Below are 26826 nucleotides of genomic sequence, written 5' to 3' on the forward strand. Positions count from 1 at the left end.
CGTACCGCCCCTATTCATCTACATCCTTTTTTTCTTTTGCCTTTTGGGAAGAAAAGTGATCATTATCAATTGGCTGATTTGTTACCGGTCTTTTTGAAAGATACTCAAGAGGGTATCTGAACATACTGTATCTCAAATCTGCTATTCTTAGCGGATAGGCAGGGGAAAGATACGGCCGGCCCAATGTGTCTAGTTTTAATAGATGAATGATAAAGAAACAAAAAGCAACCATAATGCCAATCCCTCCCCAAAATCCCGCCATGATAATGATAGGAAATCGGATGATTCGAATCGCAGTGCCCATTAAATAACTAGGTGTCGTAAACGACCCAAGGGCACTAAGTGCAATAATAATAATTAATATATTACTCGTAAATCCTGCATCGACGGCAGCCTGTCCAATAACGATACCTCCTACGATACCCATCGTCTGACCTACTTTAGTTGGCAGCCTTGCTCCGGCCTCTCTTAACATCTCAATAATAAATTCCAAGAGCAATGCCTCAAAAACGGGCGGAAATGGCACGTTTGCCCTTGATTGACCTAATGAGACAAGCAATGGTGATGGAATAACTTCATAATGGTAAGTTAGGACTGACACATATGCGGGAGTCAAAAGCACAGACAAAAAAATAGCCGATAATCGCAACATTCGTAAGAAAAAGGCCATATTCCAGCGCATGTAAATATCTTCTGTTGATTCAAAAAACGTAAAAAAAGGAGATGGACCATATAAGGCGGCAGGACTGCGATCCATTAAGACGGCTACCTTGCCACTTAATAGACCAACTGAAATTCGGTCAGGCAGTTCTGTAGTCATTAACTGCGGAAAAACAGTCCAGCTATTGTTTTCAATCAATTGGCCTAGAACTGTAGTATCAGGAATATAGTCAACCTTAATAGTAGAAATTCTCTGCCTGAAGGTCTCCACATTGGCTGGATCAGCAATATCCTTTATATAGACAATCTTGATTCTTGCTTTAACCCTCGTTCCCACTTCAACATCTTCAAAGCACAAATTCACATCCTTCACATTGCTTCGTAAAATATTGATATTAATTGGCAAGGATTCCGTGAAGGATATTTTTGGTCCGTAAACCAGAGCTTCAGTCTCTGCTTTTTCCAAGGACCTTTCGGCAGTTTTACTTACATTTGCCAGCAGCCCGCAAGGTTCACCATCCACATAGATGTAAACACTTCCCTCGAGAATGGACTCAACAATTTCTTGTAGTTGATTGGATGCAGATAATTGAGCAATTGGAAGAATTTGAGCGGTTTCTTCAACCGTCATATTTTTTTTAAAATTGGTTAGCAAAGAATTTAGGATATATTCATCAAGGCTTGATTTATCAATTAAACTACTTATAAAACTTATTAAAATCTTTTTGCCATCTATTTTTAAGGTTCGAAAACTAATATCAGAACATGATGCCAATTTTTCCTCTAATTGCTTTTTTAGTTCATCGACATTTAAACTATGTGATTTTGCCTCTTCAGACTGTTTCTTATCAAATCTCCATTTGAACATAGTCCACACCTTTAGTCCGTCTGTTTTTTTTATTTTTACCAAAAAACCAAATTTTACCCAAAAGAAAACTGGACATTGGTGTGAGTAAGCTAGAATGATTCCATAAATAAGTGGATATGGTATAATGAATGAGTATTCATTCAGGTTTTTGCAATTGATGAACTTTACATATATGAGAGGTGTTAATCATGAAGCGATTTGGTCCCCTCATCGTCTTAGAAGGTCCAAATAACAGCAAAGTCCCATATTCACGAAGTCTATTCATAAATGATTCCGAAAAGCTATTGATCGATACCGGAGCAGACCCGAATTTATTAAAAGAGATGTATGAGGATTATGGGCTGGATCTTATTATCAATACGCATTACCATCCCGACCATACCCGCTTCAACCATTTGTTTGCAGACACAACAAAATGGATAAATCCGATCGAATTTGAAACATCACGTACTGTTGAAGGTGTTGCAAAAGCAAATGGCGTCTATCAGGAATGGGGTCCTCATGGTGTAGAGAAATGGAAAAAAAGTATCCCACAAGAATGGGTTAATAGCTTTGGAGAAATAACGGGAACTTATGATTATGAGGTGGAATATTGCTTTGGTAAGGTAAAAGTACACTTTCTGCATACACCTGGTCATACTAGCGGGCTTTCATGCCCCTACTTCCCTGAGCAAGGTGTTGTATTTGCTGGAGACTATGATATGACCTCTTTTGGCCCTTGGTATAACGGAACGGATGGGGATATTGAAGATTTTATTAACTCTGGAAGACGATTGTTATCACTTGATGCCGAAACCTATATCACCGGCCACCAAAAAGGAATCTTTTCTAAGCACGATTTTCTAATCGCCATGGAGAAATTTCTTGAAATCATTGATCGGCGCGATCAAACGATTGAACGGTATGTCCGACAAGGTCTGTCATTTGAGGAACTTACAAGCATCGGCATTTTCTACCCGAAAAAAAGCTTGGAAAACACCATCCTAAAAACATGGGAACGAAGCGGCATCCGCAAGCACCTGCATAGACTGGGTTTAACCGTCCCTGAAGCAGCCAAAGAAAGCATAAAGACAAAATAAGGATGGTGCATCATGCGCCATCCCTTTTGTTTATTCACAATAATACATTAATGCAAGAGCACCTGGTCCAGTATGGGTACTAACCGTTGGACCCGTGTAATCAATTTCAATATCTTGATAACCAGTTATTTCGCTGATATTTTCTTTTAATTTCGCTGCAAGTTCGTGTGCTTCGGCATGAACGATGCCTACACCTGTAATGGTTTTCCCTTTAATATCCTCAGCGAACTGCTTGGCCAAAAATTTCACGACCTGCGAATGACTGCGAACCTTCGTTACGGGTGTATATTCAGCTCCCTCTAGTGAAGCGATTGGCTTGATGTTTAATAGTGAGCCGATAAAGGCCTTCCCTTTCCCGATCCTGCCACCTTTAACCAAGTTCTCGAGGGTGTCTACCATTATATATAATTTCGAATGGTCACGAATGGTTTCTAAACGATCAAGGATTTCCTCCATACTCTTTCCTTGTTTAGCCATTTCGGCTGCTTCCTTAACTTGAAAAGAAAGGGCTTTAGAAATAAACTTCGAATCGACCACCGTCACTTTTGTCTCCGTCATTTGGGCCGCACTTTCAGCTGAGCGCACCGTCCCGCTCATTTTTCCTGTCATATGGATGGACAGGACTTCATAGCCTTCTTCTCCTAAACGATCGAACACTTCTAAAAAGGAACCAGCTGAGGGTTGGGAGCTTTTTGGCAATTCTTTAGCACTTCTCATATTTTCAATAAATTCAGCCGCATCTAAATCTACCCGATCTAAATAGGTTTCTCCATTTATCGTTACAGATAACGGCACAACGATAATACCTAATTCTTCTGCCCAATCTTTAGCCATGTCAAGCGTTGAATCGGTAACAATTTTAATCTTGCTCATTCTTTCACTTCCCTAATATTACTGCCTTGTATTATACAGGTTCCGGGTATTGAATGAAATAAAATCCCGTTTATTTTTTGGAAAAACAAAAAGAACACCGATCTCTCGGTGCTCCCCTTACATTAAGCATTATTCTTTAATTCTGCCACTTTAAATAATTGTTCATAATCAGGCCATTTCATAACCTTTTTCAAATAGTCTTTAAAGGAGTAGCATTTTTTCGGGCTTCGCTCCTTGTAGATTGACGTTATAAACGTCTGTAAACGGACTTGGATCATAAATTTAAAAGTGCTATCTTCCTCCAATACAGGAATATCCATGACTTTAACCTTCTGTCCAACAACATTTTTGAACTCTAGGCTTTTGAATAACAAAATATCAATCCTCTTTTTCACCCGTTTGAATATATTATACATCTTTTATTTCTCGAAATCTGTCTAAATATGCTTGGATGAAAAAAATATTTGTGAAATTTAATGGCAGTGGGTTTTAATTAAGTATAAGGGAGAAAGGTTTTTTCGGTGCTTTTCAGCATCTAGGAGTTTAGCCTGGGTGAGGTCATGATGGCAATTCGGACAGATCCACTTTCCGGTATCACAACTGCTGAAGGATGACTTACGGCATTTCCGGCAGTTTTTTTTATACATTTTTGGCCGCTCCTTTTCATTTAATAGAGTGTTTTAATGCCCTTTTAAGAACTTTTCCAAGATATTAGTGATAGGATTAACAGGCTGTTCGTTTGATTCTACTGAATTGGTAGAATTATCAGGTGGTTCCTCTTGTGGTGTTTCTTTATTATCATCTGTGATTTTGGCAGGTTCTTCTTCGGCTTTTGGTTTAAATTTAGTAATCGTTCGTTTTAGGGGATTTTCCACTTCTTTCGAAGCATTTACTTTACCCTGATCGATCGGAACCGAAACCATCTCATCAATATACTGATTAAATCCGATAATCCTATATTGAAGTTCTTTATTGGTGACGGCATCGATTTGTTCCTGATTGGTTGAAAAAGTAGTGTTAGGTTTTAAAGTTGTTGAGGTTGAAGTTAGAATCTTGTTGTTCCAAAGTAATTCCACCCTCAATGGAATAGCTACATCTGAGATATTTTTGATTGAAATACTGGTTCTTACTTTTCCATTTTTCCCGTATTCAATTTCACGAGGTACTATTTCAATTAAATCAGCGGTTGTTGCATTTACAATTTGACCAGTTGAACTAGCGCTGGCATTGAACCATGCATAAGAAACGGGGAGTGATTGCAGAAAGAAGGCAATGAAAATATATGCCCCGCCAAGACTCAACATTCCTATTAATCTACGATATCGTTTTTGACGAATATGTTTATATTTCTTCATCCTTGATTCCATTTTCTCCACCATGAAGGATAAAGACAGCAGCAGCAAATTAACAACTGCCTTTATAATCCTTTCCTCTGCTTATTTCGGCACATTCATATCAGATTGATACATGGCCCCGGCATCTGTTTGTTTGGCTTCTACTTTAAATGAGGCATCATATTTTACACCTTGATATTGATTTCCAGCATTTTCACTAAGCTTGACTGCAAACATGATTAAGATATGTTCATCCTCTTTTAATCTCCAAAACTTAGTTCCATCACCTAGTGTCAAGGTTTTACTTGTTACTTTTCCTTGCTTTGCTAATGTTTGAGCTTCGTTTTCAGTGTACACACCTTGATCCACTTCATAGGTTGCTTTTCCTATTTTTGCACTATTAGTCGCCACTGCATTTCCGTTCACGATGGCCCCTAATCTTTCTTGAATGGCTTTCACTTCATCACCGCTAGGCTTTTCTTTCATTTTCATGGCAAACCAGCCAACCTTATACTTATTCACGCTGACGTTTTCGCTATTAACCTTGTGAGTGTATGTAGCTCTTAAAAGCTGATTCATATTACCGGTGTTTTCAACGGTATTGAAATCACTAAATAGGATTTGCGATGGAGCAAATTTTTCATGCTGGAATAGCTGCCCCATTTCACCTAAAAAAAAAGTTCCATTATCAATGGCTCCAACTGCCTCTTTTTCTGCGTTAAACCATGAATACGTTCCGATTCCCGCTCCTGCGACTAAAGTTCCGGCAATGGCTGTTCCTAGTAAAACCTTTTGCAATTTTTTCATTTGTTTTCCTCTCCCTTTATTTTTTTAAAGTCCGAGCAAATTAAGAAATTACTAGATTAACCTCCGTTCCACTCTTCACTCCTCTCTTTTTCAGAACAAATTTATATGTTTTGTTCCTTACTACCGATTAAGCCGAGCCATTTGAATATTTGGATAATCACTAAAAGTAATATGGGTAGGACTATAAAAAGGAAAAAACCGATTGGTCCTGACACAAATTGTGCAATATAGCCAACTTTCGGAATAACGAACTTTTCGACTCCGATGATCCTTGAGGTTGGGATTAATTCGTCATCGGGTGTATTGTTGTTATCGCCTTTTGTTTGGAAGTAGGTTTTGCCATTCTTATTTAAGTTCTTTATTATTCTGTGCGTTATTAACCTGCCGTCTGGTTGTTTATATGTAACAACTTCATTTATCTGTGGAACATTATTTACATTAATTAATACCACGTCGCCCGCATTAAAAGTTGGCTGCATGGAGTTTGATAGAATCGTGAGGGGCTTATATCCAAAAATGCTTGGGGTTTTATCGATGTTGCCTTTTGATTGGAAAAAGAAATATCCAAATAGAATTGCAAATAATAATATTAAAAGAATAATTGTGAACGATAATGTTTTTGTTACCTTCTTCACATAATCACGACCTTATTTTGGTGTTTCTATCATTTACCACTATAATTAACATTATTACCTAATTAAGTTCTATATAACGAACGTTACAAATAAATTATAGAGTAAAATAGTGAATAATTAAAATATCAAAAATACGCAAAAAAGCGAGATAAAGAACAATTTTTGTTCTTTATCTCGCTTTTCCTCGATTTTTCAAAGCTTTGTGTTTCTAATTGGATATAAATTTAGATTCTATTTTCACAATATTTAGGAAGAGTTTATTAAGTTTAATTTAAATAGAGGATTATATGGTGATATTAGTTGAAATTTTAATACATTTAAAAATAGACCATGTTTATTGTATTTAAGTAAGCGTCACATAGTTTCCAACTATTAAACGAAATCCTTCCATCAGATAATCTCCTCAAATAAAAAGTTTAATGGAATAAAGTTGCGTAATTAATGGGAAAATCGAATTACCGAAGTTAAACTAGTGGCCAAAACACAAACAAAATGGTGTGCAACTCACGATCTTAATATTCATCAATTTATGTATTGGTTAAGAAAATTTAACTTCAGTGATACGAACAGCTCCAAAAATTCATTGAAATCAAACTGGCTGTCAATTGAAATCGATGAACAGACAGGGACGAGAACCGGTTTTATTGGTAAAAGTAGGAGAAGGCACAATTAAAGTAAAGCTAGATTATGACCCTGTTCTATTTTTTTGATGCAGTAAAGAAGCTGAAATCTATAGGTTAAGTGAAGCAGTGTAGATCATGTCTACCTCGCAAGAGGTTGCACAGATTTATTGAATTATAGGAATAACAACATACATTATGGGAGGGAAAGAGTCAAGTACCCATTTTTGCATAGCTAAAGTTCTGAAACTGCTTCCCATAATTATTATTATTGGATTACTTACAATCATCACATAATCAAACCTTACGTGATTGAAAGGGAAAACGGCTTTTTTCAAAATACACCGAAAGGTACATGGACAACAGTGCAATTATTTATGGTATTTTGGATGCAGCTAAGGGAAATGGTATAAATCCATATTATTATCTTCGCTATCTATTTGAGATGATACCCAAGATTGATCCGACAGATGAAAGTGCCTTGGATAAACTTTTACACTGGTCACAATCTCTTCTAATCTGTTGTATAGATTTAAAAACTTAACTAAAAAATATCGCGATTCCCATCTGTTTGCAAGGTGTTGGGTATTATTTTACCGTTACCTAATAACTAATAGATTTCCGACAAAGTTCGGAGCGTGGCACCAATACTGATATTCAAATATTCAAGTGAAATTAAAAAGATTGTATAAAATGGATGATTATATGCAAAAGCAAGATAATTACTTATGAGGCTAGTGAAAATACTGAGTTGCCTGAAAAAAAGTCAACTATATATAAAAGATTTCAACCATATTTCGTATATGTTTTTTCACACTGAGATTCTTTGGAAGGTTTAGTGGGTAAGCAAGTCGTGGATTTGATGAGTCGAGGTGATACAGTCATAACTTTGAATACAAGGTGTTAAATCTTAAGCATTAAGTGGGTCTGATGAATATCATTTTGAATTTACTTAAAAATCCATAAGGGGGAAGCGAAGACTTCCCCCTTTAGCTTTTCAACTTATTTTAATCCTTATTTCTTATTTTGGTTCGTGAATACTAGCAAGTCCATCTGTTGGTGAATTTTGCGTTGCATTTGCCATTATAGTAAATCCTGCTGTCGTTCCTTGATAATTGTTATCTGCATCCTCAGCAAAATGGAAAGTCAATGATAAAGAATAATCTTTTTTATCACCACCTGCTAAAACCACCCCATCAGAGCCAGTATCATTTGTGTAATATCCATAACTACCTGGCATAAAATTAACAAGCTCATCTAGTGTTAGTACATTATTATGATCACCTACTTGAGGAGCAAGATTTGCAACTTCATTACCAGTATCTACACCATTAAACTTTTCACTAAGATTTGTTACAATTACTTTTTTAAGAAGGTTTGCACCATTTGTTCCGCCGCCAGTAGTAATATTTTTAAATCCTAAATAAATATGATGTGCATCAACGGAACCTGTATTTGTGAAATTAATTGTAGAACTGAATTCTTGACCTGGAGCCCAGTTTGTAGGACTTACCCAATTCAATGTTTTATTAGCATCAGGTGATAAATCCATTTGCAAAGTACCAGCAGTAAAGGTGTTATTTGCAACTTCTTTGCTACTTGAGAAATCCGAGAATGTCGCTCCACCCACAATCGCTGCACCTAAAGCTAATGATCCTACACTTAATAATAAATTCTTTTTCAATTTCATTTAAAATCTCTCCCTTTTATAAATATTAATTTAATTTAATAGAAACCCATAATCACAAAGACAATTGCAATTTGATTATGTAAACTTTCATTCACTAGATCCTTTGAAAAACCACCCCCTTAACTAGATTTATTTTAAAACAAACTGTACAAACGCATTTTTTTTGAAAGATAAGATAGAAGGTATTTTTTGTACAGCATGTAATAAATTAACAAAGATCTAATTCTAGAAAGTTATGATTGAATTTCTTTGTTGTTTATTTCATACTTTCTCCTTTTTTCTTCCTTAATCAGCCTTATTACTTTCATTAGTTGTGCTATCAGAAACCAACTTCCTGGTATTATTATCAGAGGAAGTTTCATTCCCATGGAGCTCTTCGAAAATTCTAAAATATACCCTAAGTAAGGGACCCAATAATTTACTTTACCGATAACATTACCCGCTGGAACAACGAAAGGGTCATTAGAATCGTTTGCATCACCCTTTGTTATAAAACTTAATGATCCATTTTTATTAGTAATTTGAACAACTCTATGTGTAATTAACTTGTTTGAATCCCTAGGGTCAATAAAGGTGACTATATCTTTCGGGACAATTTGTTCTGGTTTAATCTTTTTATCTATAACAATACTTCCAGGATCAAATACAGGTACCATACTTCCAGTCAATACAACATAAATTTTGTTACCAGCAATGTTCGGGACTTCGCCATTAATCTTACTTTTAATAACAAAGAACCCAATCGTTAGAGTAAATATTAGAATTACAATAAAGAGAACATTTCCTAAAACCTTAAACGTTTTTTTTAGCTTACCCACAATATTCTCCTTTCCTAGAAATCCAATGGGTATTGCATTTACAATTGGATTTGCACTAAATATTTCTGTCTTTGTAGATCATTTTAAAATTATTTTGTTCTTATTAACGAACTATTTGATTTAATAATATCCTCATTATTTGATGAAGTGTGATTTTCTGTTTGATCAGCAGGTTGAGATGAATTATTGTTTTGGTCTGTAGATTGATCACTAGTTATTGCATTTTGTTGAATATTAGATTCTTTTTCCTTTGTTTCTTTTTCTTCAGCCTTATTTTTCTCTTTTTCCTTTTTTTCTGATTCTTTTCTTGCTATTTCATCTCTAATTGTTGCAATTTGCTCAAATAGCTGCTGTTTTTTTATTTCAAACTCTTGATAAGCTTTTGATACATAGTCATATACTTTTTTTGATTCATCTGTATTAGTTGATTCATATTCCCTAAAGGCCCGGTTATAATAGGAAGTTATTTCGTAATCCAGTTTATTAGCTGTTTCCTCATAAACTTGTAATTGATTTTCATCGCATTCCTTACATTTTATTGTAGGTAAGCTTCTAATAATTTGTTGTAAAGTATTGGGAAACACAAATGCTGCATTCATTGAAGCATTAATAGTTTTTGAAGCAGTAAATAATGCATATGTCTTATCTGTAACCTGCGATATTCCTATAAGTGATAATGTCACTGCAGTACTCGCCATTATTACGTTAATTTTTTTCCCTTTATTTTTGCGATATTTTCTTTTTCTAGTTGATCTCATGAGGTTATTCCTCACATCCGTTCTTTAAACTCCTTGAATTTCGTTCTCTTTAAAGAACTTATGAGATGAGTATAAAACAAAATAAATAACAAGAAAAACCTCAAATTTCTCTAAATTCCCTTAATAACGAACGTTTTTTAATCATTTTCTCGTGATATCTTACATTTTCTTAATATTTTGTATTTTATAACGAAAACCCTGTTCTTTATAATGATTAAAGCTGCGATTTTAATAGGGCTTATATTAGAAAAGATAATCTTATTCTTAAAAGTGATTTAAATTCTGATAAAGTTTATATGGCAAACTACATAAAGAAAAGACCTTTGAGATTTTTCAAGGTCTTTTCTTTTAATTATTAAATTACGGTGCATTTGATCGGTTACCTTGCTTTAAAACTTGAAATGTCTTATTACAGTATTCTTTGTTATCAACATATACTGTTGCCTTATACCATTGATCTGTCACTAATGGGTAATCAAAAGGGGAGAGCTGTGCATGATAATGTGGTGGGCTTACTTTTTGAAAATCTAAATTTCCATTTTTGGGAGTAAATATATATTTAACATTACCACCACTATCTTTGGGTCCAGTTACTTCTAAACGAACATTTTGTAAAATTTCATCTTCCAGATTCCCATGAGAATCTCTCAAATGAAACTTAATGGGTACAGTTGATTTTTGCTGCAAAGTAAAATTACGATTACCAAATGGCGGTTCAAAGCATTGCCCATCAATTGGTATCTGTTCCTCATGGCCAATCGCAATAAAATCAAATGCAACTTTAGTTGACTTTCCTTGTGCCTCATTTCCAGTTTCAAATGGGAGTTCTACAGTAAAGACTAATGAATTACTTCCGAAAGCGGCAATCGTACCTAGTGGGAAATTAAAAAAATCTTTAAAGCTCCCCTCGTACAGAAGACCTTCACTATTTGAAACCTTTAGTAATAACTGATTATATAAATAATCATCACCAAATTCTTTACGTGAACTTACTGTGTAGTTAAAATCAAGGTTACCATCATTGTTTACCTTTAAAATGGAGGTTTCCTTATCTCCAGGTTTCATATTTCCAACATTAAATAATACCTCTGTAGGAGATGTATTAATCTCAACCCTATAATCTTCATCAGCTTTAATATTTTTTACCATAAATAAAGAGATAAAGAGAATTATTGATAAGATTACAATTGCCCCAGTAAAAATGAGTTTGTAGCTTTTCACTATAATCCCTCTCAGTACCTAAATAAATTTTTAAAAAAACAACTCAACAATTTAACTGAAATTATTTAGGTTTTTAATATTAAATTGTTATATGTTAATTGTAATAATCAACTCCCCTGATTCGAAATTTAGTCTCATTTGATTTTATTCTTTATCTTATCGTTCTTTTTAAAGAACATTCAATTTGAGTATAAAATAAAAAGATTTATCTTGAAAAACTTTAAAAATTGGCAAAAATCCCTATTTTTATAGGCTTTCCACCCATTTTCTTTGTTTATCTCACGATTTCTTACCCTTATAGTATTTTATAAGGAACATTTTGTTCTTTATAATGTAATTAACATGAAAGATTAAAATTAGATTAAAAAAAGGAGTCTGGGGTCTATGATCGGGAATAAGATTAAGGAGATGAGGCAGGCAAAAGGGTATTCTATTAGTGAGCTAGCGAAGTTGGCAGATGTTTCGAAATCGTATTTGAGTCACATTGAAAGGGGCTTGCAGTCCAATCCTTCCCTCCAATTTTTACATAAGATCGCTAAACCACTGGGAACCAGTCTTGATTATTTATTACAGGAAGTAAATACAGATAAAGATAGGCCGGTGGAATTGGATGATGAGTGGATCGTGTTGATTAGAGGGGCGGTTGAGGATGGTTTAAAGAAAGAAGACTTCCGAGAATATCTTAATTATATAAAATTTCAAGCCTGGATGAAGGAAAAACAAAGTAAGTAATTAGACAGCCCACATTCCAATCAATAGAATGTGGGCTGCTTTTTTAACATATCCTAGGAAACATTGTTCCTGATAGTCTATTTAATAAACGTTTCGATCCAAGAGGCGTTTCTAATAATAATTGGCCTTTATCTTTCCCAATGATAGAACCAATTACAATGGCATCTTTTCCTTCTGGGAATTCTCGTAATATCTCGATTACTTTATCTGTTTCACTTGCAGAAACAATAATAATCGATTTTCCTTCATTGGCAAGATAAAGCGGATCAAAGCCTAATAGATCACAGACACCATGAACCTCTTCTTTTACGGGTAAATCTAGTTCATTGATTTTCATTGTTAAGTGAAAATCTTCGGCAATTTCAACAAGGGTTGTCGCTAGGCCGCCCCGAGTCGGGTCGCGCATGATCCGCACCCCGTTAGTATGCTGTAACACTTCAGCTAACATTCTATTTAAAGAAGCACAGTCACTATCAATTGGAACCGTTATGCCTAGATCACCTCTCGAAGCGAGAACAGCGATACCATGGTCACCAATGGTGCCTGTGACGATGATACTATCCCCTTCTTCAAACTCGAGACTGCAGCCAATCCCAGATTCATAGACCCCAATTCCCGTGGTGTTAATATACACTCCATCTGCACTGCCACGTTCGACTACCTTTGTATCCCCAGCAACAATCGTAACTCCAGTTTTTCTTGCTTCCATTGCCATATCCGTAACGATTTTCTTTAAATCGCTGATAGGGAAACCTTCCTCGATAACAAACCCACAAGTTAAATAGACGGGTTTTGCACCGCTTACAGCTAGATCATTAACCGTTCCGGCAACCGCTAGTTTTCCAATCGACCCGCCTGGAAAAAATATCGGCTTAATGACAAACGAGTCGGTCGTGACGGCGATTTTTCCGCCAGAAATGTTAACGGAAGCCGCATCAAACAAGGCTGAATTTCCGTCACCAAAAGCTTCAACGAAAACATCTCGGATTAGACGATGGCTCAATTCTCCTCCATCACCATGAGCTAAGCTGATATATTTCTCCATTTAAAAACTCACCCTCATGTATTGATAATAAGCGGCGCAGCTGCCTTCTGCCGATACCATACATGGTCCAATCGGGTTCATTGGGTGGCAGGCTTTCCCGAATAACGAACATTCATTTGGAGAGATTAACCCTCTTATAACTTCACCACAGCGGCACTTCGTTTTCCTTGGCTCCCCAACCTCGACAGTAAAACGCTTCTTTGCATTATATCGGTCGAATTCTGGTTTTAAATCCAATCCGCTCTTCGCAATGATTCCGATGCCGCGCCAGGCTTCATCACATTCCGTTAAGTATTTATCCATCCACTGATGAATAACTTGGTTTCCCATTTTACTAACAATGGAAGGATGGTTATTGACGATTGCCACCTTACCCTTTAATGCTAGTTCAATTGATTTATAAATTCCGGCCAATAATTCAGCTGTTTCAAAACCGGTAATCACACCTGAAATGCGATATTCCTTGACTAAATATTGATAGGACTCCTCTCCTAAGACAATGGAGACATGGCCTGGGAGTAAAAAACCATCTAAATTGACTTCGCCTGCATCTAACAGATAACGGAGAACCGGTTCAACCAGCTTCGTTGTCATCCAAATGGAGAAATTATGGATACCGCGCTTTTCGGCTTCCCCGACCATCAGCGTAAGAATGGGAATGGTCGTTTCAAAGCCGACACCAAGAAAAATCACTTCTTTGTCAGGGTTTTCTTCTGCAATTTTAACAGCATCTACGGGCGAGTATAAAACCCGGATATCCTTTCCGGCAATTTTTGAATCCAGCAGTGTTTTGGTCGAGCCCGGAACCCGCATCATATCGCCAAACGTACAGATGATCCGATCTTCACCTTCAGCTAATGCGATCATCGCATCGATTGACCTTTGGTCCGTCACACAAACTGGACACCCTGGTCCTGATATCAGATTCACATGGTCCTTTAAACATTGCTTCACACCGGTTCTAGCGAGGGACATCGTATGAGAACCGCAAACCTCCATCAAGGCGGGTTTTCGTCCGAATTTCAGGTGGAATTCCTTTGCTAGTTCAATTACTGCTTCGACAAGCGGCCTACAAATTTCGGGATTATTTGACTGTTTCAGAATGTCGAGCATCGATGAGCTTCCTCCATTCTTCGACACTTTGTCGTGCATACTCTTCATCTACAATACTCATCGCCTGACCGGCATGAACGATGACAAAATCCCCGAGTTCGATTTCTGGAACAAAAATGGTTCCCACAGTGGTTTGTGAGCCCATTACATCGACAACGGCACTGTATTCCATCTTTTTGACTACTTTAGCTGGTACTCCAACGCACATTGGTTAACACTCCTTTTCGCTGAGGCAACTACCAATTGCCCGTATGATAAGCCTCCGTCATTACAAGGAACTGCCTCTGGAACAAAGATCTGAAAGCCTTTTTTCGTTAATTCCGCTGTAATCCTTTTTCGTAAATAACGGTTATGAAAACTGCCTCCTGATAACACAACCTTTTTATCATCATAAATGCACTGCAATATATCCATTGCCGCGACAATCGCTTGGACAACCGTTTCGTGGAATCGCCCGCTGATTATTGATACATTCTCACCTGCTATTACATCCAGGGCGATTCTTTTAATCATGTCAGAAAAATTAATCGTTACTAATTCATCATTTATTAATGCATAAGGATATGCGGGATAGATCATCGTCTCATCAACCAGTTCGGCTAACTGAATAGCAGCTTCCCCGTCATAGGTTGAAATTTTCGTCACTCCGCACAATGCACTGACAGCATCAAATAATCTCCCACATGTGCCGGCATAAACGGTGTTTAGATGGTTTCCAATCATGTTACTTAGAATCGTAATTTCTGATACTTTGTCGGGAAAAATTGCCCTGGCCCATTCTTCCCCCTGTTCTCTATGCAGATAAATAAGCATCGCGGCCGCATTTCGCCATGGCTCCCGAATACATTTTTCATTTCCTGGAAGAGGAGTATTCTGGAGATAAGCCATCCGTTGAAAGTTTGAGGTATCCCCATGGAGAATTTCAAATCCCCAAATGGTTCCATCAGAACCGTAACCAGTTCCATCTAAAATAATTCCATAAGCTTTACCTGAAATTTGATGTTCATCCATACAAGCGGCCATATGGGCATGATGATGCTGGATTTCTATCGTTTCAGCAAATCGGTATTCTTTTACTAGATTCTTAACATTATAGTCTGGGTGCGCATCGACGACGGCAATCGACTTTGGTGTTTCAATCCACTTTAACAGGTGCTCAAGCTCCTGTTGATAGTGTTGGATGGTTTCAATATTATCCAAATCACCAATATGAGGACCGACAAATATTTGCTCGTTTCGACCAATTGTAAAAGTCGTTTTTTGTTGCCCGCCAAAAGCGACAATGCCTGTTACGTCCTTTTCTGATGTAAAGGGATCAGGCACATACCCCCGTGATCTGCGAAAGAAGTCTAGCTTGCCGTCATTGATTTGCACGACCGAATCATCCACAGGGTGAAAAATCTCACGATTATGAACGAGGTAATAATCGGCAATACCGTTTAGATATTGAAAGGCTTCTTCATCTTTAAATAAAATCGGCATCCCGGAAGGATTAGCACTCGTCATCACTATGCAATCTAATTCCGGATCCGTAAAAAGTAAGTGATGCAGTGGTGTATAGGGAAGCATTACCCCAATCGTGCTCATTTTTGGTGCCACACCTTCGGCTAATGGGAACAGCTGATTCTTTTTCAGCACCACAATTGGAGATTCAGGACTCTTTAGGAGGCTTTTCTCCTCGTCTTGAATCACGCCAAACTTTTCAACAGCCGAAATCGATGCGGCCATCACAGCAAGCGGACGATTCGGACGTTTTTTCCTATTTCGTAGCATTAAGACTGCCTCTTCATTACGGGCATCGCAGCAAAGATGATAGCCGCCAAGCCCCTTAATGGCGACAATTTTTCCTTCTTTTAACAGATTAATTGTATCCATTATTGGATTCTCTGAATCTATTTCTTGACCTTGATAATCATGCAGACTCACTTTGGGACCGCATTTCGGGCTAGCAATTGGCTGAGCATGATGTCTGCGATTAGTTGGGTCCTCATATTCGTTTCGGCAATCCTCGCACATCGGGAAATGCTTCATTGATGTATAGGGGCGGTCATATGGTAATTCTTCTATGATCGTGTAGCGCGGACCGCATTGGGTACAATTGATAAACGGGTATTGATAGCGAAAATCATTTGGATCATTCATTTCGTTTAGGCAATCCTCGCAAACGGCTGAATCGATAGGGATTACAAGGTGCGATGTTCCGCTCCGCTCGCTTTCAATAATGGAAAAATCAGTTGCGTAAATGGGATCTGCATCTTCTACTAAAATCTCATTAATTTTTGCAAGACGGGGCGTCTTATCCATCAGGTCTGAAAGAAAGGCTAGAATCGCCAAATGCGTCCCTTCAAGGAAAATCTTTACTCCATCCATATTATTTTGGACCGTACCGTTCAGCTTATATTTGTCCGCAATCATAAACACAAACGGACGGAAACCGACCCCTTGGACCCTGCCTTTGACGGCTACTTTTACTGCTCTATGCATCGTTTGTATGCACCTTCTATCCATGAAAACCATTCATGCAGTCCTTCTTTAGTTCGAGCAGATAATGGAATCAAGAAGGACTCCGGATTAATTTCAGATAGGTCTTTTTTTGCCCCTTCTACACTAAAATCCAGATACGGAAGAAGATCAATTTTATTAAGCAATACCAGTTCTGTGCGCATAAACATTTGCGGGTATTTTGGGATTTTATCATTTCCTTCAGGAACACTTAACACGGCTACCTTATGATGCTGGCCTAGGTCGTAGCCAGAGGGACAAACGAGATTCCCGACATTTTCGATGAAAAGGATATCGATTTCATCCAGATCGAATTCACCTAAAGCAGCGGCAATCATCCGAGCATCCAGATGGCAGCCGCCATGAGTATTGATTTGAACCGCTTTTGCGCCCATTGACCTTATTCGGTCGGCATCCCTTTCTGTCGCTAAATCTCCTTCAATAACGGCGATGCGATATTTACCTGATAGCTCACGTACCGTTTCTTCCAACAGAGTGGTTTTTCCAGCACCTGGTGAACTCATTAAATTAATCACCAAGGTTTTTGTGCCTTGAAAAAGCTCGCGATTGAATTCGGCAGCCTTATTGTTATTAGTTAACACATCGGTCCTTAATGTTACTTTCATGGTTGATTGCTCCCCTCGTATGATAGGATTTGAAAGGTTTCCCCTGCAAGGACTTTTCCTGACGGAATCTGGCAGGTTGGACAAAGGGCGATTTTCTGAGCAGGTCGATACTGTTCTCCGCAGATTACACACTCTGCGGATGCCTCTTCAATTTTAATGACCAACTCTGCCGTTCCTGAAAAAAGATGCTGGTTTTGATCCCGAAAAATATCAAAAGCCATCCTTAATGCGTCTGGCATGGCATTTGATATTTCGCCCACGATTAATTCAACCTTTTCAATTTTTTGAATCCCTTTCTCGAAGGCATCCTCTTGGACCAGCTGAAGAATATCGCCCATCAATGCCATTTCATGCATGCAGACCACCTAGTTTCATATGCTTTTCAAATCCGATATAATATGCATTTTCCTTCTGTTTGATTGGAATGGAATTAAGTAGTAAATCTCCTGATTTTGTCTTAAAATTGAATTCTTTTTGACAATTCAAACATTTCCCACTTGAATATAGTGTTGTGAGAATAATAATATGCGAACATTCAGGACATACACCATTCCACGCCTGCATGTTCGTTCCATTTCTACTTACTATAATGGGAGTGCCACCAATAAATTTTAGTTCAAGGTCGGTGTGAACCTCTGTTAACGGCAGCCAAGCTATTCCTAAAGCGCGGTCCGCAGCTGCCTCCACTTTTTCTAAATCTTCATTCAAGAAAGGTTCATATACCGATTTCACAGTTTGAAATAAACTGGAGCGCATTTCTTTTAAGAATTCGCCCCGCCTCATGATACTTCTCTCCAGCAATTCACTTGATCCACCACTACTTTTGCTAGTTCCCCCAGTTTGCTTTGATTGGTCTCCGTTAATTCAACCCCTAGTTCAAGTGAGGTTGGCTGCATGCCAAACATGACAATTTGCTTTGGATAACGTTCTCTCATTTTTGCTGCAAAGAGAACCTCCTGGAATCCTAATTGATGAATTGACATTTTGACGCCAAAATAAGCAGGAATTTCGTCTCCCACTAACGATATAATTGTGCCGCCCTCTTTACCGGCATTGATGGCATCAATGATGATCAGATTTTCAGCCTCTTCGACTGGACCTAGCAATCTCATTCCGTCCGTTAAGCCCTCAATAATTTCAACATTTTCATAGGATTTTAGTTCTACTTCAAGCAATGGCAAAAGGTGGATGCCAACACCCTCATCAGAGAAAAGGGTGTTGCCAATGCCTAAAATCGTAATTTTGCAGTTTTTATTTGTCATTTTTCTCACCAACAGATTTTTTAGTTGTTGTTTTATAGCCTGTAATCATCGAAGAGATGGAGCCGTTCCGTTCCAGATAGTCATCACGGAATGCCATGTAAACGTGAATAACCGTGAACAACATAAAGCCCCAAGCTGTTAGGTGATGCCAAGATCTGACCGTATAGCTGTCACCGCCAAAAAGATACGGTACCCAGAAAAACAGCTTTGACCAGTAGGATTCTAATTGCGGTTCAAAATACATGTAGAATCCAGTGAGCACGACAATCCAAGAGCCAAGACCGATAAAGATCCAATAGCTTAATTGGGCTAACGGATTATGGCCGACATAATGCGGTTTTTTATTTTTCAAAAATAAATAGAACTTAACGGTTTCGAACACTTCTTTCCAGAAAATCCATCTCAGCGGGTTGGAGGTGGCAAACTTATTGCCCCTTGCTACCCAATACAAACGGAAAAGAAGATTTAGTGTAAAAATAAATGCAGCAAAAAAGTGAATATATCTCATCCAGCCCATCAAATTGGAATAATACGCTTCCTCAGGAATACCAGCCGCCGCAAACGGCTTGCCGATATAAATTCCTGTTCCCATTAACACGAAAATGGCCAGCATATTTAACCAGTGGAATATCCTTACAGGCAACTCCCAAACGTAGGCCCGTACTTCATTTTTTACTTGTTTAAAGACGATTGGCTTTTCTGGGTGAAACGAATTCTCGCTGTTCATCACCGGATTTTCAGGGAACGGTCCCGGCGTTTGCGTCGGTAATTTTGGCGCAGCCATATGTCTCACTCCTAACCTAAACGTATTTCAGTCGTATTATTGGTTTCCAAATCGGTTAAGTGAACGGCACAGGCAAGACATGGGTCAAAGGAATGGATAATCCGCATGATTTCAAGCGGCTGCTCCTTATTTAACATTGGTGTCCCCTTAAGGGCTGCTTCATAGGCACCGATTTTATTTTTGTGATCACGTGGTGAAGCATTCCATGTAGATGGGACAACAGCCTGATAGTTTTTCGTTTTACCATTTTCAATATCAATCCAATGACCAAGGGCGCCGCGTGGTGCTTCCATCCAACCAACACCTTTAGCACGTTCTGGCCAGGTGCTTGGTTCCCATTTCGAACGATCAAAGGTGACCTGATTGCCACTCTTCACATTTTTCAATAAGGCATCCATATCATTGCGTAACCAGTCGGCGATGAGCACAGTCTCAAGACCACGCGCTACGGTGCGTCCAAGAGCAGATTGCAACGCAGCAATTGGTAAATCCAGCTTTTTCAAGGTTTCGTCAACGATATTCACAATTTCTTCCTTACCTGCTGCATAACCAACAATCATCCTTGCGAGCGGGCCGGTTTCCATTGGATGTTCTTTCCACCTTGGGGCTTTTAGCCAGCTATACTGTTTGTCAGCATCCAGCATCTTAAACGGCGCTTTCGGTCCGGTGTAGTTGAAGGTGGTTTCACCGTCAAATGGATGCTTCCCTTTACCGCCTTCTTCCCCGTCATACGTATACCAAGAGTGATCAATAAACTCCTGTACATGTTTAGGGTCTTTCAAGTCAACGTCTAAGACCTCTTTAAGATTTCCGTTCAAGACGATTCCTCTAGGCATACGGTAGAGCTTTGTATCATAAATATCGCCAGTTGAGAAATCACCATAGCAGAGATAATTATTTAAACCACCGCCGTATGTCCAATCTTTATAAAAGGAACCGATGGCCAGTAGATCTGGAATGTATACTTGATTAACAAATTCTCTTGCTTGGTCGATTAACTGTGATACATGCATCAATCTTTCGGCATGCACACCGTTGTCACTATCAATATCAAGCGGTGTCGCCATTCCGCCAACTACATAGTGCGGGTGCGGATTTTTCCCGCCGAAGATCGTATGGATTTTCACAATTTCTTTTTGCCAATCTAATGCTTCTAAATAGTGGGCAACAGCTAATAGGTTTACTTCAGGCGGTAATTTGTAAGCTTTATGCCCCCAATAACCATTCGCAAAAATTCCAAGCTGTCCACTTGCGATCAGTTTTTTCACTTTATTTTGCACATCGGTAAAATAGCCTGGCGATGATTTTGGCCAGCTTGAAATCGATTGGGCGATCTTCGAAGTTTCTGCTGGATTTGCTTTCGTAGCGCTTACAACATCGACCCAGTCAAGAGCATGTAGATGATAGAAATGCACGACATGGTCATGAACAAATAACGCTTCGTTCATAATGTCACGAATTAAATGAGCATTTCTCGGAATTTTTATTTTTAAAGCATCTTCAACCGATCGAATCGAGGCAAGTGCATGTACGGTTGTACAAACGCCGCAAATCCGCTGGACATAGGCCCAAACATCCCGTGGGTCTCGGTCTTTCACGATTAACTCAAGGCCACGGACTGCGGTTCCTGAGCTAAAGGCATCCTTAATGACACCTTTTTCATCCACATCCACTTCTACACGAAGGTGACCTTCTATTCTAGTAATTGGATCTACAACTATGCGTTCACTCATTCTTCCTCACCCCGTTTGTCGTCTCTCTTCTTTTTGATTACCGTTCCTGCTGCATGAACGGCAATACCAGCTGTCGTTAACCCAATGGATGCTAATCCTACTTCGTCTGGATTGATGGTTGTTTGGGTTCCTGGTATTTTGGCTCTTCTAGTATAAAACGGACCGTTATCCCAGAAGTCTTTTTCCGAACAGCCCACGCATGGATTACCAGATTGAATTGGGTAGCTGACTCCGCCATTCCAACGCATTTCCGCACAGGAGTTGTAGGTGGTTGGTCCCTTGCACCCTACTTTATATAAGCAATATCCTTGTTTAGCTCCCTCATCATCAAACGACTCTACGAATAAGCCAGCATCGAAATAAGCGCGGCGATTACATTTATCGTGAATACGATGACGATAAAACGCTTTTGGACGGCCAAAATGGTCAAGTTCTGGCAATTTTCCAAAGGTAATGATATGGGCGATTACACCGGTCATTACTTCTGAAATCGGTGGACAGCCTGGAACAAGGATGATCGGTGTATCTTTTACAAAACTAGTAACTGGCTTCGCACCAGTTGGATTCGGATGGGCCGCAGCAATCCCGCCCCATGACGAACAAGAACCATATGCAATGATTGCTTTCGCTCCCGCCGCCATTTCTAGGAACGTTTCCTTTGCAGATTGACCTGCAACTGTTAAAAAGGCATCATCATCCGGAATACTTCCTTCCACCGCCAAAACATATTCTCCCTTATAATCCTTTAGTACTTGTTTCATGGAAGCTTCTGCCTGGTGTCCTGATGGAGCGGAAAGTACTTCAGAATACTCAAGTGAAATCATATCCAGTAAAACGCTTTCAGTTTTTGGTTGTGATGAACGAATAAATGACTCTGAACATCCGGTACAATCCTGGAATTGCATCCAAACAACCGGTACTCTTGTTTTTGTTTCCATGGCTTTGACCACTTGGTCAGATTGTGTGAATTCCAGCCCTAATGTGGCAGCTAATGCTGTACACATTTTCAGGAAGTCACGCCGGCTAAATCCATGGTCGATCGCGGCTTCATATACTGTTTTCTGTCTCTTCATCCGCAAACCCCTCCACTTTTCATTAAAAACTTGAATTCAAGGAAATTGTAGTACACAAATAGGCAATACGTCCTGATTTATCCAAAAAATACACAAAGTATCCTTAACTCTATTTCAACGGTTTTTTTATTAATTAGGTTAGTAATTCATTTTTTTCCATACAAAAAAGACCTTAAAGGAGGCAAGTCCCTTAAGGTCTTTTCTTTATCTATTATGCTTCTACTAATTCTTCTTCCTGTTCCTTTTTCAAGCGTTTCCGGTATACAAACTTTGATAAATTGATACTAACTTCATAAAGCAGCAGGAGCGGCAATGTTACCACAAAGTCAGACATAAAGTCAGGCGGTGTGATAACAATCGCAATTATGATTAAAACGAAATACGCATATTTTCGGATTTTGGATAATACAAACGGATTAATAATCCCTAGTGATGTTAAAAACATGACCACCACTGGGAGTTCAAACAATACACCAAATGGGAGGGACATATTTAGGATAAATCTAAAATACCGTTCCGCAGTAAAGTTGGTAACAAACATTCCTTGTCCCATATTGACTAAGAAATCTAGAACCATAGGGTAGATAACAAAATAGCCAAAGGCAAGACCGCCTAAAAAAAGAAAAAATAATGCCGGCACATAGGATAAAGTAATTCTTCGTTCATTTGGTTTTAATGCAGGTTTTACAAATAACCAAATTTGTAATGCCAGCACTGGAATGGTTGCAGCGATTGCCACAACTGTTGCGAGCATAAAGTAAATCCACATAATGTCACTTGGTCCAAGAACCTGCAATTTTTGATCTCCGACAAACCATTTATAAATATCATCAACGTAAATAAATGCAACGATAAAAAAAGCAACAAATGCGACTACCGAAACAATGATTCTTTTACGCAATTCCTCTAAATGGTCTACTAATTGTAATTCTCTATCTTCCATGTAATTCCCCTGCCAATTTCAAAGGTAAATATAATTTATGAGTTTTTACTTTTTTACACATTCTTATAGTTTAAAATCCGAGAAGAAAAAGGTGCAAGATACAGCATCTCACACCTTATTTAGTCAATTTTTCTTTTTCTTCCTTAATATCTTCCATTACATCTTCTGTAAGTTCACGTGTCGATTTTTTAAATTCTTTAAGTGTTTGTCCAAAAGCACGACCAATCTCTGGAAGCTTCTTTGGTCCGAAAATAATCAAGGCTAGCACTAAAATTAAAATGAGGCCTGGAACACCGATATTAGAAAACATGGATTTACATCCCCTTTAGTTTTGTATATTTCTACTACGATTATAGTATTGAAAAACCAATTTGGGTTAATTTTATGCAAGATTTCATATTAAATTCACAATATCAAAAAAAATATTGAAATTGTGATATTTACCATTTTCGAATCCGTTTAATAACCTCTCTTTAGACAATTTAACAATAACGACTATTATAGTCAATGACATTTTATTTAATAGATTTTTTTAAATATTTTGACAATTATACTTTTTTTACATATAATTTGAGCATTAGGAACATATACTAATGAAAATTTAAACAGGAATGGAAGTGAGTTGGATGGAATTTTCACTTTGCAGTTTTGATGGAGCTCTTCCTGTAGAAGTAACAATTGATGATGACAATGGAAGATACACCATTCGAAAAAGCGACCGGAGTGGAGAATATTTTAATAGCCCTAAAGAATTAATCGCCTGGGTCAAAGCACATTTCCGTGAGGAGGAATTTTGCCATCCACATGAATTTCGAGGCATGCTTGCAAAGCTTTCAGAGTATGAAATAAATGGATCCTATTTTTAATAGGATGATTGTAAAGCAAAGCACCAGCGAAGAGCTGATGCTTATTTTTATGCTATTTCTTTTTGTCATAAATCCTGAATTCATAATCGTAAGGATTTTTTTCATCCTTGATTCCTTTTTCACAAGAAACTAGCTCCCACTTTTGTAAATCGTATTCAGGAAAGAAGGTATCCCCGGCAAAATTTTCGTAGATACGGGTTATGTAGAGACGGTCTGCAAAAGGAAATGTTTCTTTGAATATTTCCGCCCCGCCTATAACAAAAATTTCATCATCTTGCCCACGGCTGTATTTTACAAAGTCTTCGACAGAATAAAAAACGGTACAACATTCACTTTCGTAACCTTCCTGGCGAGTAATGATGATATTTTCCCGGCCAGGAAGGGCACGTCCTATGGATTCGTGCGTTTTTCTCCCCATGGCAATCGGATGCCCCAACGTGACTCGCTTAAAAAATTTCAAATCCTCAGGAAGGTGCCAGGGCAGTTGATTATCTTTCCCGATCACTCTATTTTCGTCCATTGCGACAATAAATGAAATCACCAATGACCACTCCTTTTTTTTATATGGCTGTGTTAAAGGTCAGTGTTGATTTTGCACCTTGTTGATTGGAGCGGAGGGCACTCGACTCCTGCGGGATAGAGAGGTCACTGGAGACCCCACAGGCGCCAAAGCGCCGAGGAGGCTCCAGGGCCTCCCCGCGGAAAGCGAGTGCCCGGAGCGGAAATCAACAACCAAATTTAACACAGCCCTTTATATTAATGTTAAACAGCAACCTCTGCTTTAATATGTGGATGTGGGTTATACCCTGTAATTTCAAAGTCTTCAAGTTTATAATCAAAAATTGTTAACGGCTTAGTAAGAATATTTAATTGCGGCAGTGGGCGGGTTTCACGGGATAATTGTAATTTTGCCTGTTCAATATGATTAATATATAAATGAACATCTCCACCAGTAAAAATTAATTCTCCTACTTCGAGGTCACTTTGTTGTGCAACCATATGTGTTAAAAGTGCATAGCTTGCTATGTTGAAAGGCAGGCCAAGGAAGGTATCGACCGATCGTTGCTGCCACATGCAGGATAGCTTTCCTTCTGCGACATAAAATTGAAAGGCATAATGGCAAGGCGGGAGTTTCATGTCATCCACTTCCCCAACATTCCAGGCATTTACTAGCAATCGTCTTGAGTTTGGATTCTGTTTGATTTCATTGACAACTCTATCGATTTGATCAATATATTCCCCGTTTTTCATTTCCCATTTTCTCCATTGTGATCCATAAACGGGTCCAAGCTCGCCATACCTTGCAGAAAATTCATTATCCTCCAATATTCGTCTCTTAAATCTTTCCATTTCTTGTTCATACACTTTTTTAAATTCATCATCATTTTGACTTCTTAGACCAAAATCAGTCATATCCGGTCCATTGTATTCATCACTTTCAACCCACTTTTTAAAAGGCCATTCATTCCAAATGTTATTATTGTGTTCAAGTAAGTAACGGATATTGGTGTCTCCTTTTAAAAACCATAAGAGTTCACTAGCAACCAAACGGAATGGTACCCGCTTAGTTGTTAAAAGAGGGAACCCTTCAGTTAAATCAAACCGTATCTGACGACCAAAAACAGAACGCGTTCCCGTACCAGTTCGATCCCCTTTTTGCACTCCGTTTTCTAGCAAATCCTCTAGTAAATCTAAATAAACTCTCATAAATATCCCCTCTGTTTTTAATGTTAACTTCACATATTATACCCTATGGACAAAAATGATTGAACTCTACAATACATGTTTCAAATAAAAAAGAGCCCAGCTATTAAACGAACTGGTCATTTATAAAGGCTTTGTTTTTTTATTTAGTATTCATTTAGAGCTGTTTCCATTATTTAGATACTTTTCAATTAGTTCAATAAATAAATTCATAGATTTTGTATGTATTTCCACAGATTCTGTTATGACTGAAAAATTTCTTTGTATCGGTGTCCCTTTTACATTTAACACTTGAATGGTACCAAGCAGTCTTTCTTTTTTTACGGTAAGTTCTGATAAATAACTAATACCAAGCCCTGCTTCAACGGCTTCTTTAATTGATTGAGTGCTGCCAAACTCCATTAACCTAGTAGGACGTATTTGTAAGGTTTGAAATAATTTTTCTGTTGCATCTCTTGTCCCAGATCCTTCTTCACGTACAATCCAATTATTTTTCCATTATCTATACGTTAATATATCCTTTCTTACCTATAAGTCTTATAGACTACGGAAATTGGGTTGGAATCAGCCTTCATGAGATTGGCCATGTTGCTTTAGCTGCAGCTCCAGCAGGCCAGGATGCCCTTGCCCACGCATTGCTAGCCAAACTTTCACGAATATTTTTATTAATACCGGTATGTTTTATCTTAATGCTTTGGATGAAAAAGAAAGGAAAAATAGAGGGAGAAGCAAAATTCGAATTTCCATGGTTTTTAATTGGCTTTATCATGATGAGTTTTGTGGGGAGCTATATGATCGGAAATGAGTTTGTAGTATCAAAAAAACATCTGTCAGATATTACAGTTTTCACATCTTTTATTTTAACGATGTCTATGACCGGCTTAGGATTAAATATTAGCTTAAAAGAATTACGCACAAAAGCCATACGTCCACTTATAGCCATAATAATTACTTCAGTCCTTTTATCTATACTAACTTTTTATACTTGATATAAGATTAGGTGGAGAAAATATCCACCTAAAGAGGAATGTATTAACGCAAAATCATAATTTTGTGTGTTAGAATTTTGAATGATATAGG

At 38.1% G+C, this 26826-nt stretch carries 31 protein-coding genes and 1 pseudogene; 6 read left to right on the plus strand and 26 right to left on the minus strand.

Annotation, left to right across the window (positions count from 1 at the left end):
• Positions 1 to 10 precede the first annotated feature (10 nt).
• Positions 11 to 1528, minus strand: coding sequence for a spore germination protein (locus ABES02_RS22075; protein ID WP_430139654.1), 1518 nt, complete (start codon positions 1526 to 1528; stop codon positions 11 to 13).
• A 188-nt stretch (positions 1529 to 1716) separates the two neighbouring features.
• Between ABES02_RS22075 and ABES02_RS22080 the strand changes: the two genes are divergently transcribed.
• Complete coding sequence (locus tag ABES02_RS22080; protein WP_430139656.1) at positions 1717 to 2607, plus strand: MBL fold metallo-hydrolase; 891 nt, start codon at positions 1717 to 1719, stop codon at positions 2605 to 2607.
• Between the two features lie 30 nt (positions 2608 to 2637).
• Here the strand turns inward: ABES02_RS22080 and ABES02_RS22085 are convergent, their stop codons facing one another.
• From ABES02_RS22085 to ABES02_RS22105, 5 genes are all read right to left on the minus strand, one after another.
• Complete coding sequence (locus ABES02_RS22085) at positions 2638 to 3480, minus strand: DegV family protein (RefSeq protein WP_430139658.1); 843 nt, start codon at positions 3478 to 3480, stop codon at positions 2638 to 2640.
• A gap of 122 nt (positions 3481 to 3602) precedes the next feature.
• Positions 3603 to 3854: a DUF2535 family protein gene (locus tag ABES02_RS22090; protein ID WP_430139660.1), complete on the minus strand. Its 252-nt coding sequence runs from the start codon at positions 3852 to 3854 to the stop codon at positions 3603 to 3605.
• Positions 3855 to 4160: 306 nt separating this feature from the next.
• Complete coding sequence (locus ABES02_RS22095) at positions 4161 to 4847, minus strand: hypothetical protein (RefSeq protein ID WP_430139662.1); 687 nt, start codon at positions 4845 to 4847, stop codon at positions 4161 to 4163.
• 69 nt (positions 4848 to 4916) lie between these two features.
• Positions 4917 to 5621: a hypothetical protein gene (locus ABES02_RS22100; protein WP_430139664.1), complete on the minus strand. Its 705-nt coding sequence runs from the start codon at positions 5619 to 5621 to the stop codon at positions 4917 to 4919.
• A 101-nt stretch (positions 5622 to 5722) separates the two neighbouring features.
• A complete protein-coding gene (locus ABES02_RS22105; RefSeq protein ID WP_430139666.1) occupies positions 5723 to 6256 on the minus strand; it encodes a signal peptidase I in 534 nt (177 codons plus the stop codon).
• Positions 6257 to 6710: 454 nt separating this feature from the next.
• Between ABES02_RS22105 and tnpA the strand changes: the two genes are divergently transcribed.
• Both tnpA and ABES02_RS22115 read left to right on the plus strand, forming a co-directional pair.
• On the plus strand, positions 6711 to 6929 hold the full coding sequence (gene tnpA / locus ABES02_RS22110; RefSeq protein ID WP_430139763.1) for an IS66 family insertion sequence element accessory protein TnpA: 219 nt from the start codon (positions 6711 to 6713) through the stop codon (positions 6927 to 6929).
• A gap of 302 nt (positions 6930 to 7231) precedes the next feature.
• Positions 7232 to 7420 carry a transposase domain-containing protein gene (locus ABES02_RS22115; RefSeq protein WP_430139667.1) on the plus strand — a complete coding sequence of 63 codons (189 nt, stop codon included), beginning with the start codon at positions 7232 to 7234 and terminating at the stop codon, positions 7418 to 7420.
• Between the two features lie 477 nt (positions 7421 to 7897).
• On the opposite strand, the gene ABES02_RS22120 is transcribed toward ABES02_RS22115, so the two are convergent.
• The 4 genes from ABES02_RS22120 to ABES02_RS22135 all read right to left on the minus strand — a co-directional run bounded on the left by ABES02_RS22120 (position 7898) and on the right by ABES02_RS22135 (position 11363).
• Positions 7898 to 8566, minus strand: a complete 669-nt coding sequence (locus ABES02_RS22120) for a TasA family protein (protein WP_430139669.1) — start codon at positions 8564 to 8566, stop codon at positions 7898 to 7900.
• A 233-nt stretch (positions 8567 to 8799) separates the two neighbouring features.
• The gene (locus tag ABES02_RS22125) at positions 8800 to 9384 is read right to left on the minus strand and encodes a signal peptidase I (RefSeq protein ID WP_430139671.1); all 585 of its coding nucleotides are present in this window, start codon (positions 9382 to 9384) and stop codon (positions 8800 to 8802) included.
• An 89-nt stretch (positions 9385 to 9473) separates the two neighbouring features.
• Positions 9474 to 10142, minus strand: a complete 669-nt coding sequence (locus tag ABES02_RS22130) for a hypothetical protein (RefSeq protein ID WP_430139673.1) — start codon at positions 10140 to 10142, stop codon at positions 9474 to 9476.
• A 360-nt stretch (positions 10143 to 10502) separates the two neighbouring features.
• Positions 10503 to 11363, minus strand: a complete 861-nt coding sequence (locus ABES02_RS22135) for a hypothetical protein (RefSeq protein ID WP_430139675.1) — start codon at positions 11361 to 11363, stop codon at positions 10503 to 10505.
• Between the two features lie 384 nt (positions 11364 to 11747).
• On the opposite strand from ABES02_RS22135, the gene ABES02_RS22140 reads away from it, so the two are divergent.
• Positions 11748 to 12095: a helix-turn-helix domain-containing protein gene (locus ABES02_RS22140; protein WP_430139677.1), complete on the plus strand. Its 348-nt coding sequence runs from the start codon at positions 11748 to 11750 to the stop codon at positions 12093 to 12095.
• Positions 12096 to 12138: 43 nt separating this feature from the next.
• Here the strand turns inward: ABES02_RS22140 and hypE are convergent, their stop codons facing one another.
• The 13 genes from hypE to tatA form a co-directional block, all read right to left on the minus strand.
• On the minus strand, positions 12139 to 13140 hold the full coding sequence (hypE, locus tag ABES02_RS22145) for a hydrogenase expression/formation protein HypE (protein ID WP_430139678.1): 1002 nt from the start codon (positions 13138 to 13140) through the stop codon (positions 12139 to 12141).
• Positions 13141 to 14253: a hydrogenase formation protein HypD gene (hypD, locus tag ABES02_RS22150; protein ID WP_430139680.1), complete on the minus strand. Its 1113-nt coding sequence runs from the start codon at positions 14251 to 14253 to the stop codon at positions 13141 to 13143.
• Complete coding sequence (locus ABES02_RS22155; RefSeq protein ID WP_430139681.1) at positions 14225 to 14461, minus strand: HypC/HybG/HupF family hydrogenase formation chaperone; 237 nt, start codon at positions 14459 to 14461, stop codon at positions 14225 to 14227. Before ABES02_RS22155 ends, hypD begins: the two co-directional genes overlap by 29 nt.
• Positions 14434 to 16737, minus strand: a complete 2304-nt coding sequence (gene hypF / locus ABES02_RS22160; RefSeq protein WP_430139683.1) for a carbamoyltransferase HypF — start codon at positions 16735 to 16737, stop codon at positions 14434 to 14436. The genes ABES02_RS22155 and hypF overlap by 28 nt, the downstream gene beginning before the upstream one ends.
• Positions 16722 to 17381 (minus strand): hydrogenase nickel incorporation protein HypB, encoded by a 660-nt coding sequence (gene hypB, locus ABES02_RS22165; RefSeq protein ID WP_430139684.1) that lies wholly within the window; start codon positions 17379 to 17381, stop codon positions 16722 to 16724. Before hypB ends, hypF begins: the two co-directional genes overlap by 16 nt.
• Positions 17378 to 17737 (minus strand): hydrogenase maturation nickel metallochaperone HypA, encoded by a 360-nt coding sequence (locus ABES02_RS22170; RefSeq protein WP_430139686.1) that lies wholly within the window; start codon positions 17735 to 17737, stop codon positions 17378 to 17380. Before ABES02_RS22170 ends, hypB begins: the two co-directional genes overlap by 4 nt.
• On the minus strand, positions 17730 to 18164 hold the full coding sequence (locus ABES02_RS22175; RefSeq protein WP_430139688.1) for a hypothetical protein: 435 nt from the start codon (positions 18162 to 18164) through the stop codon (positions 17730 to 17732). Before ABES02_RS22175 ends, ABES02_RS22170 begins: the two co-directional genes overlap by 8 nt.
• Entirely contained in the window at positions 18161 to 18643 is a 483-nt protein-coding gene (locus ABES02_RS22180; protein WP_430139690.1) for a HyaD/HybD family hydrogenase maturation endopeptidase, read from the minus strand. Before ABES02_RS22180 ends, ABES02_RS22175 begins: the two co-directional genes overlap by 4 nt.
• Positions 18633 to 19427: a Ni/Fe-hydrogenase, b-type cytochrome subunit gene (cybH, locus tag ABES02_RS22185; protein WP_430139692.1), complete on the minus strand. Its 795-nt coding sequence runs from the start codon at positions 19425 to 19427 to the stop codon at positions 18633 to 18635. Before cybH ends, ABES02_RS22180 begins: the two co-directional genes overlap by 11 nt.
• Before the next feature lie 11 nt (positions 19428 to 19438).
• On the minus strand, positions 19439 to 21160 hold the full coding sequence (locus tag ABES02_RS22190; RefSeq protein ID WP_430139694.1) for a nickel-dependent hydrogenase large subunit: 1722 nt from the start codon (positions 21158 to 21160) through the stop codon (positions 19439 to 19441).
• Positions 21157 to 22233, minus strand: coding sequence for a hydrogenase small subunit (locus tag ABES02_RS22195; protein WP_430139696.1), 1077 nt, complete (start codon positions 22231 to 22233; stop codon positions 21157 to 21159). The genes ABES02_RS22190 and ABES02_RS22195 overlap by 4 nt, the downstream gene beginning before the upstream one ends.
• A gap of 211 nt (positions 22234 to 22444) precedes the next feature.
• Positions 22445 to 23176 carry a twin-arginine translocase subunit TatC gene (gene tatC, locus ABES02_RS22200; protein ID WP_430139698.1) on the minus strand — a complete coding sequence of 244 codons (732 nt, stop codon included), beginning with the start codon at positions 23174 to 23176 and terminating at the stop codon, positions 22445 to 22447.
• A gap of 115 nt (positions 23177 to 23291) precedes the next feature.
• Positions 23292 to 23486, minus strand: coding sequence for a twin-arginine translocase TatA/TatE family subunit (gene tatA / locus ABES02_RS22205; RefSeq protein WP_430139700.1), 195 nt, complete (start codon positions 23484 to 23486; stop codon positions 23292 to 23294).
• 316 nt (positions 23487 to 23802) lie between these two features.
• Between tatA and ABES02_RS22210 the strand changes: the two genes are divergently transcribed.
• Positions 23803 to 24042: a hypothetical protein gene (locus ABES02_RS22210; protein ID WP_430139702.1), complete on the plus strand. Its 240-nt coding sequence runs from the start codon at positions 23803 to 23805 to the stop codon at positions 24040 to 24042.
• Between the two features lie 52 nt (positions 24043 to 24094).
• Here ABES02_RS22210 and ABES02_RS22215 read toward each other — a convergent pair whose 3' ends face one another.
• The 3 genes from ABES02_RS22215 to ABES02_RS22225 form a co-directional block, all read right to left on the minus strand.
• Complete coding sequence (locus tag ABES02_RS22215) at positions 24095 to 24583, minus strand: dihydrofolate reductase (RefSeq protein WP_430139704.1); 489 nt, start codon at positions 24581 to 24583, stop codon at positions 24095 to 24097.
• A 221-nt stretch (positions 24584 to 24804) separates the two neighbouring features.
• The gene (locus tag ABES02_RS22220) at positions 24805 to 25749 is read right to left on the minus strand and encodes a thymidylate synthase (RefSeq protein WP_430139706.1); all 945 of its coding nucleotides are present in this window, start codon (positions 25747 to 25749) and stop codon (positions 24805 to 24807) included.
• A gap of 150 nt (positions 25750 to 25899) precedes the next feature.
• A complete protein-coding gene (locus ABES02_RS22225) occupies positions 25900 to 26229 on the minus strand; it encodes a LysR substrate-binding domain-containing protein (RefSeq protein WP_430139764.1) in 330 nt (109 codons plus the stop codon).
• A gap of 8 nt (positions 26230 to 26237) precedes the next feature.
• On the opposite strand from ABES02_RS22225, the pseudogene ABES02_RS22230 reads away from it, so the two are divergent.
• Positions 26238 to 26735: pseudogene (locus tag ABES02_RS22230) on the plus strand (putative sulfate exporter family transporter); the annotation flags it as partial.
• Positions 26736 to 26826 lie beyond the last annotated feature (91 nt).

It is taken from the genome of Neobacillus pocheonensis, from assembly GCF_050477905.1.
Classification (GTDB): domain Bacteria; phylum Bacillota; class Bacilli; order Bacillales; family Cytobacillaceae; genus Neobacillus; species Neobacillus pocheonensis_A.